Below are 13,413 nucleotides of genomic sequence, written 5' to 3'. Positions count from 1 at the left end.
TCCGTTCCCACACATCTGGTTGCAAATCATCGCAGTCGCCCTCACTTCATCACCATTCTCAACACGGCGTATAGACCCCTTATGAGTTCTGCTCTGTCCATTCGACAGTTGACCAAAACCTACGGCAACGGGTTTCAGGCCCTCAGTGGCATCGATCTCGACGTAGCGGAAGGCGACTTCTTCGCACTGCTGGGCCCCAACGGCGCAGGTAAATCGACCACCATCGGCATCCTTTCCACCCTGGTCAACAAGACCAGCGGTACGGTCAACATCTTCGGCAACGACCTGGACCGCCAGCCGGCCGCGCTCAAGCGCAGCATCGGCGTGGTGCCCCAGGAGTTCAACTTCAACCAGTTCGAGAAGACCTTCGACATCGTCGTGACGCAGGCGGGCTACTACGGCATTCCAGCCAAGGTCGCCAAGGAGCGCGCCGAGCAGTACCTGACCCAACTGGGGCTATGGGACAAGCGCGATACGCCGTCGCGATCGTTGTCCGGTGGCATGAAGCGCCGCCTGATGATCGCGCGGGCGCTGATCCACGAGCCGCGCCTGCTGATCCTCGACGAGCCCACCGCAGGCGTGGACATCGAACTGCGCCGCTCGATGTGGAGCTTTCTCACCGAGCTCAATGAGAAAGGCATCACCATCATCCTCACCACTCATTACCTGGAAGAAGCCGAACAGCTGTGCCGCAACATCGGCATCATCGACCACGGCACCATCGTCCAGAACACCAGCATGCGCGATCTGCTCGGCACCCTGCACGTGGAGACCTTCCTGCTCGATCTGGGGCAGCCGCTCAACGCTGCGCCGCAGTTGCAAGGCTACCCCTGCACGCTGGTCAATCCGCAGACCCTGGAAGTGCAGGTCGACAAGGAGATCGGCATCACCTCGCTGTTCGGCCAGTTGGCATTGCTGAACATTCCGGTGCTGAGCCTGCGCAACAAGACCAATCGCCTGGAGGAGCTGTTCGTGTCCCTGGTGGAAAAGAATCTGAGGAAGGTTGCGGTATGAGTTCCGAATTCCAGGCCAATATGGTCGCCCTGCAGACCATCATCTACCGCGAAGTGCGCCGCTTCACGCGGATCTGGCCGCAGACGCTGCTGCCCCCGGCCATCACGATGGTGCTGTACTTCGTCATCTTCGGCAACCTGATCGGCAAGCAGATCGGTGGCATGGGTGGCTTCAGCTACATGGAGTACATCGTGCCGGGGCTGATCATGATGTCGGTGATCACCAACTCCTACGGCAACGTGGTTTCCAGCTTCTTCGGCGCCAAGTTCCAGCGCTCCATCGAGGAGCTAATGGTGTCACCGCTGTCGCCGCACACCATTCTGGTGGGCTATGTGGCGGGCGGTGTGCTGCGCGGCCTGATGGTGGGGATCATCGTCACCGTGCTGTCGCTGTTCTTCACCGATCTGCAGGTGCATCACTTGGGTATCACCGTGCTGGTGGTGCTGCTGACGGCCACGATTTTCTCCATGCTCGGCTTCATCAATGCGGTGTTCGCGCGCAACTTCGATGACATCTCCATCGTGCCGACCTTCGTGCTCACGCCGTTGACCTACCTGGGCGGGGTGTTCTATTCCATCAGCCTGCTGCCGCCGTTCTGGCAGACGGTGTCGCTGGCCAACCCGGTGCTGCACATGGTCAACGCTTTCCGTTACGGTATCCTCGGCGTTTCGGATATCAGCATCGGCGTAGCGGTGGCGTTCATGCTGGTGGCCACGGTGGTGCTGTACTTCGCCTGCGTGAAGCTGCTGGTCAGCGGCCGCGGCATGCGCAGCTGAGTTCCCCCGGCCGGACCGCAAGGCCGGCCATGTCGTTTCTCGACGGTTCAAGGTCGTAGGTGGAGCATGATCATCGGCGCGTGAAGTCGATGATCAGTACGCCAACATTTGCCGTGCGGCATTCGTCGCGCGCAGCCTTATCGGGGAAGCAGAATGAGCATGAAGAAAGTTCTCGGAGCCAGTGCTGCTCTGGTTCTGGCCATGGGCTGCAGCTGGGCCAGTGCTGCCGCCAAGGAAGTCACCATCGGCTACGTCGATGGTTGGTCGGACAGCGTCGCCACCACCCATGTCGCCGCCGAAGTCATCAAGCAGAAGCTGGGCTATGACGTGAAGCTGCAGGCGGTTGCCACCGGCATCATGTGGCAGGGCGTGGCCACCGGCAAACTCGATGCGATGCTGTCGGCCTGGCTGCCGGTGACCCATGGCGAGTACTGGAGCAAGAACCAGGACAAGGTGGTCGACTACGGCCCCAACTTCAAGGATGCCAAGATCGGCCTGATCGTGCCCGAATACGTCAAGGCCAAGAGCATCGAAGACCTCAAGACCGACGACACCTTCAAGAACCGCATCGTCGGTATCGACGCCGGCGCCGGCGTCATGCTCAAGACCGAACAGGCGATCAAGGATTACGGTCTGTCCGGCTACAAGCTGCAGGCCAGTTCGGGTGCAGGCATGATTGCGGAACTGACGCGCGCCGAAAACGCCCAGCAGTCCATTGCCGTGACCGGCTGGGTTCCGCACTGGATGTTCGCCAAGTGGAAACTGCGCTTCCTGGAAGATCCGAAGGGCGTTTACGGCGCGGCGGAAACCGTCAACAGCATCGGCAGCAAGGGTCTGGACAAGAAGGCGCCAGAGGTCGCAGCCTTCCTGAAGAAATTCCAGTGGTCGTCCAAGGACGAGATCGGCGAAGTGATGCTGGCCATCCAGGACGGCGCCAAGCCTGACGCTGCCGCCAAGGACTGGGTCGCCAAGCACCCGGACCGTGTGGCCGAGTGGACCGCCAAGTAACCCCTCCCTGTAGGAGCGGTCATCGGCCGCGAATCAGGCACTGCGTTATATCGGGTCAACCCCGGTGCAGCCTTCGCGGCCACTGACCGCTCCTACGTTGAACCATGAAAGGTCGCCCCAGGGCGACCTTTTTGCGTCTGCGAGCCCCGATCTACTACTAAGGTCGTCTGGAGTGCGTCCCAGAGCAGCCTAAAGTGGAATACGTTCTATCCATCTATGCTGCGAGGACAAAAACAATGAACGACAGCATTTACCTCTCGATTCAAAACAGCCCGCGTTTCAAGGAGCTGGTGAGAAAGAGGGAGAAGTTTGCCTGGATACTTTCGGCGATCATGCTCGGACTGTATTCGGCCTTCATCCTGTTGATCGCCTATGGCCCCCACATTCTGGGCGCCAAGCTCAGTCCGGGATCGTCGATCACCTGGGGCATACCCATCGGTGTCGGCCTCATCCTTTCCGCCTTCGTGTTGACCGCCATCTACGTCAAGCGCGCCAACGGCGAGTTCGACGACCTGAATCGTCTGATCCTGCAGGAGGCCAAGCAATGATGCGGCGTCTATTGGCAACAATGGGCGCACTCGCCCTGGCCCCAAGCGTGATGGCTGCCGAGGCGCTGACCGGCGCGGTGCAGAAGCAGCCCCTCAACGTCTCGGCGATCGTCATGTTCGTGCTGTTCGTGGGTGCCACGCTGTGCATCACCTACTGGGCCTCCAAGCGCAACAAGTCGGCGGCGGACTACTACGCGGCAGGCGGCAAGATCACCGGTTTCCAGAACGGCCTGGCGATCGCTGGCGACTACATGTCGGCGGCATCCTTCCTGGGCATTTCCGCGCTGGTGTTCACCTCCGGCTACGATGGCCTGATCTATTCCATCGGCTTCCTGGTGGGCTGGCCGATCATCCTGTTCCTGATCGCCGAGCGCTTGCGCAACCTGGGCAAGTACACCTTTGCCGACGTCGCGTCCTATCGTTTGAAGCAGAAGGAAATCCGCACCCTGTCAGCCTGTGGTTCGCTGGTGGTGGTGGCGTTCTACCTGATCGCGCAGATGGTCGGTGCCGGCAAGCTGATCCAGCTGCTGTTCGGCCTCGACTATGCCGTGGCGGTGGTTCTGGTGGGCATCCTGATGTGCCTGTACGTACTGTTCGGCGGCATGCTGGCGACCACCTGGGTGCAGATCATCAAGGCGGTACTGCTGTTGTCCGGTGCGTCCTTCATGGCCCTGATGGTGATGAAGCATGTCAACTTCGACTTCAACATGCTGTTCTCCGAAGCGGTCAGGGTACACGCCAAGGGTGAGGCCATCATGAGCCCCGGCGGGCTGGTGAAGGATCCGATCTCGGCGTTCTCGCTGGGCCTGGCGTTGATGTTCGGTACTGCCGGCCTGCCGCACATCCTCATGCGCTTCTTCACCGTGTCCGATGCCAAGGAAGCCCGCAAGTCGGTGCTGTACGCGACCGGTTTCATCGGCTACTTCTACATCCTCACCTTCATCATCGGTTTCGGCGCGATCCTGCTGGTCAGCACCAATCCGGCGTTCAAGGATGCCGCTGGCGCCTTGCTCGGCGGTAACAACATGGCTGCGGTCCACCTGGCCGATGCCGTGGGTGGCAGCATCTTCCTGGGCTTCATTTCGGCCGTAGCGTTCGCCACCATTCTGGCGGTCGTTGCCGGCCTGACCCTGGCCGGTGCTTCGGCGGTGTCCCACGACCTGTATGCCAGCGTCATCAAGAAGGGCAAGACCAACGACAAGGACGAGATCCGCGTCTCCAAGATCACCACTGTCTGCCTCGGTGTCCTGGCGATTGGCCTGGGTATCGCGTTCGAAAGCCAGAACATCGCCTTCATGGTGGGCCTGGCGTTCTCGATCGCGGCCAGCTGCAACTTCCCGGTGCTGCTGCTCTCCATGTACTGGAAGAAGCTGACCACCCGTGGCGCCATGATCGGTGGTTGGATGGGCTTGATCAGCGCGGTGACGCTGATGATCCTCGGCCCGACCATCTGGGTGCAGATCCTGCACCACGACAAGCCGATCTACCCGTACGAGTACCCAGCGTTGTTCTCGATGGCGATCGCCTTCGTGGGTATCTGGTTCTTCTCGATCACCGACAAGTCGGCAGCCGCCGACGAAGAGCGCGCACTGTTCTACCCGCAGTTCGTACGCTCGCAGACCGGTCTGGGTTCCAGCGGCGCAGTCTCGCACTGATACCCGCACCCATTGCAACGCAAAAAAAATCCGATGCCCGCAAGGGCATCGGATTTTTCATTCCTGGCGCGCTGCCCCAGAAGGCCTGCACACCTGCAAGGCTATATCTTGCCGAGCAATACCAGAATCAGCAGGATGATCAGTACGGTACCGATGATACCCGACGGACCGTAGCCCCAACTTCTGGAGTGCGGGAATACTGGCAATCCGCCAATCAACAGCAGAATCAGAACGATGATCAGTATGGTGCCCATGGCGATTTCCTTATGTGGACAGTGAGAATATTCGTCAGTAAAGCCACGCAGCGCTCGACTGCTTAATAGGTCGGACTGTGGCGCGTCATAAAAAGTCCCAAAGATTAAAAAATGTTTCTGCGATGGATGCGCTGTCGTATGCTGGCGCTCTGATATTTAGCTGGATGCCTCAGATGCTCAACTATTGCTGGTTTCTACTGGCCGCGCTTTTCGAGATCGCCGGCTGCTACGCCTTTTACCTCTGGCTGCGGCTGGATAAAAGCGCGTGGTGGGCGGTGGCCGGGCTGTTGAGCCTGACCTGTTTCGCGCTGGTGCTTACCCGGGTCGAAGCAGCCTATGCCGGACGTGCCTATGCGGCCTACGGCGGCCTCTACATCGTTGCGTCGCTGGGGTGGTTGGCAGTGGTCGAAAGGGTGCGCCCGCAGATGTTCGACTGGATGGGCGCTCTGCTTTGTGTCTTGGGTGCGAGCCTTATCCTCTGGGGGCCGAGATTGCAACAGGCTTAAGCCTGCCCAAGGTTTGAAAGTGTATAAATATCCTTACAAGACGATTGAAAGTGTATGGAAGGGTACAACTTTCTACTCCATGTCCCTTGTAAGTGCGAGTAAGTACGAAATATCTGACAGGGAATTTACTAACTTTCGTAGGCTTAAACTGTATTGCCCTGATTGCCTTGTGGTGCGCGAAAACAGGGTCCACCCTCAACAAGCATTCATTTGAGGGAACAAAGCCATGCTGGTATTGACGCGACATGTGGGCGAACTCATCTCCATCGGAGATGACGTTTGGATCAAGGTATTGGACGTGCGCGGCAACACCGTGCGCTTCGGCATCCAGGCACCCAAGGACGTGGAGGTGCACCGTGCCGAGGTCTATCGACGAATCCAGGAGAAACACGGCAAACACGCCAAGCAGGTGCCTGTAGTGTAAGTCTCAGTCGAACAGCTCGGGCGCTATGTCGTGCTTGAGCATGAGCGTGCACTGCTGGCTTTCCGGGTCGAACACGATGAACGCCTGTTTCTTGCCCAGCGCATGACGCACGCGTTCGACCCGGGTCTGCAGCGGCGTTTCGTCGCCGTTGTCGGTCCCGTCCCGAGTCACGAAGTCTTCGATCAGGCGGGTCAGGGTGTCGGCTTCGAGATGGTCGTAGGGAATCAGCATGTCAGGTGCTCGCAGGGTAGGCGCGCAGTGTAACAGTGCCGCGCACCCCGGTGTCCGAAGCCTGACGGCAAGGGCAGGGTGGTGCGGGCATTGACGAGCGCATCAGGCTTCTCAGCTACTGGTTTTCTGCCCCAGTACGTCTTCAACCGCGGGCACGCGAGTGTCCGACTCCATCTGCGCATCGTGCTCCAGTTGATGGCTGAAGCGCTCGAGCGAGCCGGTGTTGGGCTTGGCATCGCTGGCGAACACTGGCGGGCTGAGCATGTAGGCCGTGAGAATCCGGCTGAGCGCACTCAGGCTGTCGATGTGGGTGCGTTCGTAGCCGTGGGTGGCATCGCAGCCAAACGCCAACAGTGCCGTACGGATGTCATGGCCAGCGGTGACGGCGGAATGGGCGTCGCTGAAGTAGTAGCGAAACAAGTCGCGCCGCACGGGCAATTCGTTTTCATCGGCCAGGCGCAACAGGTGCCGCGACAGGTGATAGTCGTAGGGACCACCGGAGTCCATCATGGCCACGCTGACGGCATGCTCGCTCGACTGCTGGCCCGGGGCGACCGGCGCGATGTCGATGCCGACGAACTCGCTGACGTCCCAAGGCAAGGCAGCTGCCGCACCGGAGCCGGTTTCCTCGGTGATGGTGAACAGCGGGTGACAGTCGATCAGGGGCTCGTAGTCGCTTTCGACGATCGCCTTGAGCGATGCCAGCAGCGCCGCAACACCCGCCTTGTCATCCAGATGGCGGGCGCTGATGTGGCCGCTGTCAGTGAACTCGGGCAATGGATCGAACGCCACGTAGTCGCCGATATTGACGCCCAGCGACTCGCAATCGGCGCGGGTCGCGCAATAGGCATCCAGACGCAGTTCGACGTGATCCCAGCTCACCGGCATCTGGTCGATGGCGGTATTGAAGGCATGCCCGGAGGCCATCAGTGGCAGCACGCTGCCGCGGATCACTCCGTTGTCGGTGAATACACTGACCCGGCTGCCCTCGGCGAAACGGCTCGACCAGCAGCCCACCGGGGCCAGCGAGAGGCGCCCGTTGTCCTGCACGGCACGCACGCTGGCGCCGATGGTGTCCAGGTGGGCGGACACGGCGCGGTCCGGCGAATTCTGCTTGCCTTTGAGCGTGGCGCGAATGGTGCCGCGGCGGGTCATTTCGAACGGAATGCCCAGTTCTTCGAGACGCTCGGCCACATAGCGCACGATGGTATCGGTGAACCCGGTAGGGCTGGGAATGGCGAGCATTTCCAACAGCACTTTCTGCAGATACTGGATATCCGGTTCGGGAATTTTGGAAGTCATGGAAACTCCTGAGGTGGATAGAGGTGACGGCGAGGGTGTCACGGGCCCGGTAAAACAGGGGCGAGGTGCCTGCACGGTTGACCCGGCAGGCACCATGCACGGCCGCTACATCGGGCGGCTATGGGGAAACAGCAGATCGACGAAGCGCTCTGCCGTGGGTTGCGGTTCGTGGTTGGCCAGTCCTACCCGCTCGTTGGCTTCGATGAACACGTACTCCGGCTGGTCCGCAGCCGGCACCAGCAGGTCCAGACCCACCACCGGGATGTCCAGTGCGCGGGCTGCGCGCACCGCTGCGTCGACCAGCACCGGATGGAGAATCTGCGTCACGTCTTCCAGGTGCCCACCGGTATGAAGGTTGGCGGTCTTGCGCACCGTCAGCTGCTGGCCGCTGGGCAGGATGCTGTCCATGTTGAAACCGGCAGCCTGTACGGTACGCAGGGTTTCCTGGTCCATCGGGATGCGGCTTTCGCCCCCGGTGGCGGCCTGGCGACGGCGACTCTGCACCTCGATCAGGGTGCCAATGTTGGTATGCCCGTCACCGATGATCTGCGCGGGACGGCGGATGGCCGCTGCGACCACTTCGTAGCCGATGACCACGATGCGCAGGTCGACGCCCTCATGGAAACTTTCCAGCAGAACTCGGCTGTCGAACTGACGCGCGTGCTCGATGGCCTCCTGCACCTCCTCCAGCGTACTCAGGTCAACGGCCACGCCGTTGCCCTGTTCACCGTCCAGCGGCTTGACCACCACGCGACCATGTTCGTCGAGAAAATCCTGGTTGTCGTCGGCGCTGCCCGCGAGCTGCTGCGACGGCAGGCTCAGGTCAGCAGCCCGCAGCACCTTGTGGGTCAGGCTCTTGTCCTGGCACAGGGTCATGCTCACCGAGCTGGTCAGGTCGCACAACGACTCGCGGCAGCGGATCCGCCGACCCCCATGGATCAGGGTGAAAAGGCCGGCTTCGGCATCGTCCACCTGCACGTCGATGCCACGACGGAACGCTTCGTCGACGATGATCCGCGCATAGGGGTTCAGGTCGGCCTGGGGGCCGGGGCCCAGGAACAACTTCTGGTTGATGCCGTTCTTGCGCTTGATGGCGAAGGTGGGCAGGTTGCGAAAGCCCAGCTTGGCGTAGAGATTCTTGGCCAGACGGTTGTCATGCATGACCGACAGGTCCAGGTAGGCCAGACCGCGGCTCATGAAGTGCTCGACGAGATGCCGAACCAGCACTTCGCCCACGCCCGGACGCGTGCAACGCGGATCGACCGCCAGGCACCACAGGCTGCTGCCTTTTTCCGGATCGCGAAAGGCCTTGGCGTGGTTGAGCCCCATGACGCTGCCGATCACATGGCCGGTGTCTTCGTCTTCGGCCAGCCAGTACACCGGGCCGCCCTGGTGGCGGGGTGTCAGCAGGCTTTGATCGATAGGCAACATCTTGCGCTTGAGGTACAGCTGGTTGATGGCCTGCCAGTCGCCTTCGGTTTGCGCCCGGCGAATGCGGAACCCCCGGAACACGCGTTGTGCCGGCCGATAATCACTGAACCACAGACGCAGCGTGTCGGACGGATCGAGAAACAGCTGCTGCGGTGCTTGGGCCAACACCTGCTGGGGCGCGGCCACGTACAGGGCAATGTCGCGTTCGCCCTGCTGCTCGTTGAGCAGTTCGGCAGCCAGTGCTTCGGGGTCCGGATAAGTATGGCCGACGAGCAGCCGTCCCCAGCCGCAATGCAGCGGGCGCTGTTGCAATTCGTCGCTGTTGCCGTCTTCGGCAAAGCGCGCCTGCAGCCGCTCGTACGACGGCGACTGGCCGCGCATCAGGCGCTGATTGAAGGCCGTGGCGTGAGCTTTCATCGATCAGAGTCCTTGTTCGCTGAGCCACAGATTCAACACCGCCAACTGCCACAGCTTGGAGCCGCGCAGCGGGGTCAGCTGACCTTGCGGGTCGGTCAGCAGGCGGTCGAGCATGTTAGGGTTGAACAAGCCGCGGTCCTGGCTGGGGTCCAGCAGCAGGTCTCTGACCCAGTTCAGCGTATCGCCTTCCAGATGCTTCAGACCGGGCACGGGGAAATACCCTTTCTTGCGGTCGATGACCTCACTGGGAATCACCAGCCGCGCCGCTTCCTTGAGCACTTGCTTGCCGCCGTCAGGCAGCTTGAACTTGCCGGGAATCCTCGCCGAGAGCTCGACCAGGCGGTAGTCCAGAAACGGCGTACGCGCTTCCAGGCCCCAGGCCATGGTCATGTTGTCGACCCGCTTGACCGGGTCGTCGACCAGCATCACCGTGCTGTCCAGGCGCAATGCCTTGTCCACCGCCGCATCGGCACCGGGCATGGCGAAATGTTCGCGCACGAAATCACCGGCTGCATCGTTCGCCGTCAGCCACTTGGGCGCGACGGTTGCGGCGTAGTCATCGTAGCTGCGGTCGAAGAAGGCATCACGGTAGGCCTGGTACGGATCGCTGGCGCCGTCCACTTGCGGATACCAGTGGTAGCCGGCGAACAGTTCGTCGGCGCCTTGGCCGCTCTGCACTACTTTGCAGTGCTTGGCAACTTCGCGTGACAACAGGTAGAAGGCGATGCAGTCGTGGCTCACCATCGGTTCGCTCATCGCGCGGAACGCGGCGGGCAGTTGCTCGATGATTTCGCGTTCTTCGATGCGCAGTTGGTGGTGCTGAGTACCGTAGTGCTTGGCAATCAGGTCCGAATACTGGAACTCGTCGCCGCGCTCGCCACCGGCGTCCTGGAAACCGATGGAGAAGGTCGACAGATCCTTCACGCCCACTTCACGCAGCAGGCCCACCAGCATGCTCGAATCGACACCGCCGGAGAGCAGCACGCCGACGTCCACGGCGGCCCGCTGGCGAATGGCAACCGCTTCACGGGTACTCTCCAGCACGCGGTCGCGCCAATCTTCCAGAGTCAGATTGGCTTCATCGGCATGAGGCCCGTAGGGCAGGGTCCACCAGGTCTGCTGTTCGGTCTTGCCGTTGGCATCGATGCGCATCCAGGTCGCTGGCGGCAGCTTTTCGATACCCGCGATCAATGTGCGCGGCGCAGGCACGACGGCGTGAAAATTCAGATAGTGGTTCAGCGCCACCGGGTCGAGGATCGGGCTGATGTCGCCACCCTTGAGCAACGCCGGCAGGGCCGAAGCAAAACGCAAGCGCTTGTCGGTGCGCGACAGGTACAAAGGCTTCACGCCCAGACGGTCACGGGCGATGAACAGGCGCTGGGTGTCACGCTCCCAAATGGCAAAGGCGAACATGCCATTGAGCTTGGGCAGCAGCTTTTCACCCCAGGCGTGGTAGCCCTTGAGCAATACTTCGGTGTCGCCACCGGAGTGAAAACCATAACCCAGCGCTTCCAGTTCGGCGCGCAGTTCGGGGAAGTTGTAGATGGCGCCGTTGAAGGCCAGGCTCAAGCCGAGATGGGGATCGGTCATCGGCTGCGCGGAGCCATCCGACAGGTCCATGATCTTCAGCCGACGATGGCCAAGGGCAATCGGCCCTTGCGCCTGAAAGCCCCAGGCGTCCGGGCCGCGTGGGGCCAGGTCGTGGGTGATGCGTTCCACGGCCGCAAGGTCCGCAGGTTGAAAATCGAAGCGCAACTCACCAGCTAATCCGCACATAAGTCCTTACCGGTTTTTCCGTTGGGGAACGGCCGATGGAAGTTCGGCCAGGTATGAAACTGACCGAGGCAGGTAGCGAGAGTTTTAGATCGATCGGTTATAAGGGATCCTTTTGCTGGGTAGGCATTTGCGGGTAGAACCCGCTCCCGCAGGGGTGTGGTGCCTGAGGGTTATTTGAGATTGCCGCTGAGAAACTGCCGCAAGCGTTCGCTTTTCGGGCTGCCCAGTACCTGTGCAGGCGAGCCTTCTTCCTCGACCAGGCCCTGATGCAGAAACAGCACCTGGCTGGAGACTTCACGGGCGAAGCTCATTTCATGGGTGACCATGATCATGGTGCGTCCTTCCTCGGCAAGACCTTTGATCACCTTCAACACTTCGCCCACCAACTCCGGGTCCAGTGCCGAGGTCGGCTCGTCGAACAGCATCACCTCCGGCTCCATGGCCAGGGCGCGGGCAATGGCGACGCGCTGCTGCTGGCCACCGGACAGGAAGGCCGGATACTGGCTGGCCACGCGCTCCGGCAGGCCGACCTTGTCCAGGTAGCGCAACGCCCGTTCCCGCGCTTCGTCCTTGTCGACGCCCAACACCCGGCGCGGGGCCATGGTGATGTTGTCGAGCACGGTCATGTGGCTCCACAGGTTGAAGTGCTGGAACACCATGGCCAGACGCGTGCGCAAGCGCTGCAGTTCTTCGGCATCGGCCACGCGCATGCCGCCGCTATCGGTGGTCATGCGAATGGCCTTGCCATCCAGGCTCATGGCACCGTCGTCAGGCTGTTCGAGGAAGTTGATGCATCGCAGAAAGGTGCTCTTGCCCGAGCCACTGGCGCCGATCAGGCTGATCACGTCACCCGTGCTGGCCTTGAGCGAAACCCCCTTGAGCACCTTGTTGTCGCCATAGCTTTTGTGCAGGCCATCGATGGTCAGTTTGTACATGCGCAACAGGTCCTCAAGGTTGAAGTAGATAGCCGCTGCGGCAGGCCTGGGTGCCGGCGACATGGGCGACCAGCATGCCCGCGGTGGCCATGCGACGCAGCGAGCGGGCATACATCAGCCCCGGCTGGCGGTTGCGCACAGGGGTGACCGTATTGCTCAGCGGATCGATGATTTCGGCGATCAACTGCCCGGCTTCCAGGTACTGGCCGGGCACCGCAGTGAACACCAACAGTCCACCCACCGGCGCGGTCACCGGTTCCACGCCGGCCAGCGGCGTGGCGGCGGCGAGCAGGGCAGGCAACGGTGCTGGCGTGCGGTCGATGACCCCGGTGCTGGCCAGGTAGTCGAGAATGGCCTGACAGTCGCCGCTGGCCATGGGGTGGTTGACGTCACCCTGGCCGCGCAACTCGACGGTCACCGAAAAGCTGCCCATGGCGATCGGGAAACGCTCGGCAAAGCGCTGCTGAAGTTGCCACCAGAACAGACTGAAGCATTCGTCGAACGACTGCCCGCCCGAGTCAGTGGCCAGCAGGCTGGCCTGAGCGCCCAGGTAGCGTGCCAATGGCTCTACCAGCGGCCAGGCTTCGGGTGTGGTGTACAAATGCTGCACGGCCTCGAAATCGCAGTGCAGGTCCAGCACCATGTCCGCATCGCATGCCAGGCGCTGCAGAGTCAGGCGCTGTGATTGCAGGGCTGTGGTCGGCTGCAACTGGTTCAGCGCCTGGCTCAGGTGCGTGCGGATCAACGCCGTATTGCGTGCCTCATCATCACCCAGTAGCGGCTCGACGGCGCAGCCAACCTGATCGGCCAGGTCGACGAAACGGCGATTGAAGTTCTCGCCGGTTTCCAGCTCGTAGCGGCCCAGTGGCGTGTCCATGACGATCTGATCGAGCCCGGCGGGGTTGGCGATCGGTACGATGACCACCTGCCGACGCAGCAGTCCTGCGTCCTCCAGTTCGGCCAGACGCTGGCGCAGGTGCCAGGCGACCAGCATCCCCGGCAACTCGTCGGCGTGCAGCGAGGCCTGGATATAGACTTTCCCGGCACCCGTCGGGCCGTAGCTGAAGCTGTGGATCTGGCGCACGGTACCGGGCAGGCGAGCCAGCAATTCATGAATGTCGTGTTGCATGTTCAGG

Annotated in this window: 14 protein-coding genes; 7 read left to right on the top strand and 7 right to left on the bottom strand. The window is 61.5% G+C overall.

What is annotated here, in order from left to right; all coding sequences use genetic code 11:
* The first annotated feature begins 81 nt into the window (after window positions 1–81).
* From QMX89_RS09095 to QMX89_RS09075, 5 genes are all read left to right on the top strand, one after another.
* Window positions 82–1,014, top strand: a complete 933-nt coding sequence (locus QMX89_RS09095; protein WP_282347873.1) for an ABC transporter ATP-binding protein — start codon at window positions 82–84, stop codon at window positions 1,012–1,014.
* The gene (locus QMX89_RS09090) at window positions 1,011–1,790 is read left to right on the top strand and encodes an ABC transporter permease (RefSeq protein WP_049861482.1); all 780 of its coding nucleotides are present in this window, start codon (window positions 1,011–1,013) and stop codon (window positions 1,788–1,790) included. Before QMX89_RS09095 ends, QMX89_RS09090 begins: the two co-directional genes overlap by 4 nt.
* 153 nt (window positions 1,791–1,943) lie before the next feature.
* Complete coding sequence (locus QMX89_RS09085; protein WP_049861481.1) at window positions 1,944–2,798, top strand: glycine betaine ABC transporter substrate-binding protein; 855 nt, start codon at window positions 1,944–1,946, stop codon at window positions 2,796–2,798.
* Window positions 2,799–3,034: 236 nt separating this feature from the next.
* Window positions 3,035–3,346 carry a DUF485 domain-containing protein gene (locus QMX89_RS09080; protein ID WP_049861480.1) on the top strand — a complete coding sequence of 104 codons (312 nt, stop codon included), beginning with the start codon at window positions 3,035–3,037 and terminating at the stop codon, window positions 3,344–3,346.
* Entirely contained in the window at window positions 3,343–5,001 is a 1,659-nt protein-coding gene (locus tag QMX89_RS09075; RefSeq protein WP_056843331.1) for a cation acetate symporter, read from the top strand. Before QMX89_RS09080 ends, QMX89_RS09075 begins: the two co-directional genes overlap by 4 nt.
* Window positions 5,002–5,102: 101 nt before the next feature.
* Here QMX89_RS09075 and QMX89_RS09070 read toward each other — a convergent pair whose 3' ends face one another.
* The gene (locus QMX89_RS09070) at window positions 5,103–5,261 is read right to left on the bottom strand and encodes a DUF3309 family protein (protein ID WP_090356827.1); all 159 of its coding nucleotides are present in this window, start codon (window positions 5,259–5,261) and stop codon (window positions 5,103–5,105) included.
* A 167-nt stretch (window positions 5,262–5,428) separates the two neighbouring features.
* Here QMX89_RS09070 and QMX89_RS09065 point away from each other — a divergent pair, with 167 nt between their 5' ends.
* Window positions 5,429–5,761: a YnfA family protein gene (locus QMX89_RS09065; RefSeq protein ID WP_049861557.1), complete on the top strand. Its 333-nt coding sequence runs from the start codon at window positions 5,429–5,431 to the stop codon at window positions 5,759–5,761.
* 226 nt (window positions 5,762–5,987) lie between these two features.
* Complete coding sequence (gene csrA, locus QMX89_RS09060; protein WP_049861478.1) at window positions 5,988–6,185, top strand: carbon storage regulator CsrA; 198 nt, start codon at window positions 5,988–5,990, stop codon at window positions 6,183–6,185.
* Window positions 6,186–6,188: 3 nt separating this feature from the next.
* On the opposite strand, the gene QMX89_RS09055 is transcribed toward csrA, so the two are convergent.
* The 6 genes from QMX89_RS09055 to QMX89_RS09030 all read right to left on the bottom strand — a co-directional run bounded on the left by QMX89_RS09055 (window position 6,189) and on the right by QMX89_RS09030 (window position 13,406).
* A complete protein-coding gene (locus QMX89_RS09055; protein ID WP_043187253.1) occupies window positions 6,189–6,416 on the bottom strand; it encodes a YheU family protein in 228 nt (75 codons plus the stop codon).
* A gap of 111 nt (window positions 6,417–6,527) precedes the next feature.
* Window positions 6,528–7,718, bottom strand: coding sequence for an osmoprotectant NAGGN system M42 family peptidase (locus QMX89_RS09050; RefSeq protein WP_056843330.1), 1,191 nt, complete (start codon window positions 7,716–7,718; stop codon window positions 6,528–6,530).
* Window positions 7,719–7,823: 105 nt separating this feature from the next.
* Window positions 7,824–9,566, bottom strand: coding sequence for an N-acetylglutaminylglutamine synthetase (gene ngg, locus QMX89_RS09045; RefSeq protein ID WP_282347871.1), 1,743 nt, complete (start codon window positions 9,564–9,566; stop codon window positions 7,824–7,826).
* A gap of 3 nt (window positions 9,567–9,569) precedes the next feature.
* Window positions 9,570–11,342, bottom strand: coding sequence for an N-acetylglutaminylglutamine amidotransferase (locus tag QMX89_RS09040; protein WP_282347870.1), 1,773 nt, complete (start codon window positions 11,340–11,342; stop codon window positions 9,570–9,572).
* A 170-nt stretch (window positions 11,343–11,512) separates the two neighbouring features.
* On the bottom strand, window positions 11,513–12,277 hold the full coding sequence (locus QMX89_RS09035) for an ATP-binding cassette domain-containing protein (protein WP_049861474.1): 765 nt from the start codon (window positions 12,275–12,277) through the stop codon (window positions 11,513–11,515).
* 13 nt (window positions 12,278–12,290) lie between these two features.
* Window positions 12,291–13,406, bottom strand: a complete 1,116-nt coding sequence (locus QMX89_RS09030; RefSeq protein ID WP_282347869.1) for a succinylglutamate desuccinylase/aspartoacylase family protein — start codon at window positions 13,404–13,406, stop codon at window positions 12,291–12,293.
* Window positions 13,407–13,413 lie beyond the last annotated feature (7 nt).

The organism is Pseudomonas sp. PS01301, assembly GCF_029960215.1.
GTDB lineage: Bacteria > Pseudomonadota > Gammaproteobacteria > Pseudomonadales > Pseudomonadaceae > Aquipseudomonas > Aquipseudomonas coleopterorum.
This window is presented reverse-complemented; position numbering and strand designations above follow the sequence as displayed.

What these genes read in the sequence shown, in the direction of transcription:
- QMX89_RS09095 (WP_282347873.1), top strand. Translation starts at nt 82, where the DNA reads ATGAGTTCTGCTCTGTCCATTCGACAGTTGACCAAAACCTACGGCAAC.
- QMX89_RS09090 (WP_049861482.1), top strand. Translation starts at nt 1,011, where the DNA reads ATGAGTTCCGAATTCCAGGCCAATATGGTCGCCCTGCAGACCATCATC.
- QMX89_RS09085 (WP_049861481.1), top strand. Translation starts at nt 1,944, where the DNA reads ATGAGCATGAAGAAAGTTCTCGGAGCCAGTGCTGCTCTGGTTCTGGCC.
- QMX89_RS09080 (WP_049861480.1), top strand. Translation starts at nt 3,035, where the DNA reads ATGAACGACAGCATTTACCTCTCGATTCAAAACAGCCCGCGTTTCAAG.
- QMX89_RS09075 (WP_056843331.1), top strand. Translation starts at nt 3,343, where the DNA reads ATGATGCGGCGTCTATTGGCAACAATGGGCGCACTCGCCCTGGCCCCA.
- QMX89_RS09065 (WP_049861557.1), top strand. Translation starts at nt 5,429, where the DNA reads ATGCTCAACTATTGCTGGTTTCTACTGGCCGCGCTTTTCGAGATCGCC.
- csrA (WP_049861478.1), top strand. Translation starts at nt 5,988, where the DNA reads ATGCTGGTATTGACGCGACATGTGGGCGAACTCATCTCCATCGGAGAT.
- QMX89_RS09055 (WP_043187253.1), bottom strand. Translation starts at nt 6,416, where the DNA reads ATGCTGATTCCCTACGACCATCTCGAAGCCGACACCCTGACCCGCCTG.
- QMX89_RS09050 (WP_056843330.1), bottom strand. Translation starts at nt 7,718, where the DNA reads ATGACTTCCAAAATTCCCGAACCGGATATCCAGTATCTGCAGAAAGTG.
- ngg (WP_282347871.1), bottom strand. Translation starts at nt 9,566, where the DNA reads ATGAAAGCTCACGCCACGGCCTTCAATCAGCGCCTGATGCGCGGCCAG.
- QMX89_RS09040 (WP_282347870.1), bottom strand. Translation starts at nt 11,342, where the DNA reads ATGTGCGGATTAGCTGGTGAGTTGCGCTTCGATTTTCAACCTGCGGAC.
- QMX89_RS09035 (WP_049861474.1), bottom strand. Translation starts at nt 12,277, where the DNA reads ATGTACAAACTGACCATCGATGGCCTGCACAAAAGCTATGGCGACAAC.
- QMX89_RS09030 (WP_282347869.1), bottom strand. Translation starts at nt 13,406, where the DNA reads ATGCAACACGACATTCATGAATTGCTGGCTCGCCTGCCCGGTACCGTG.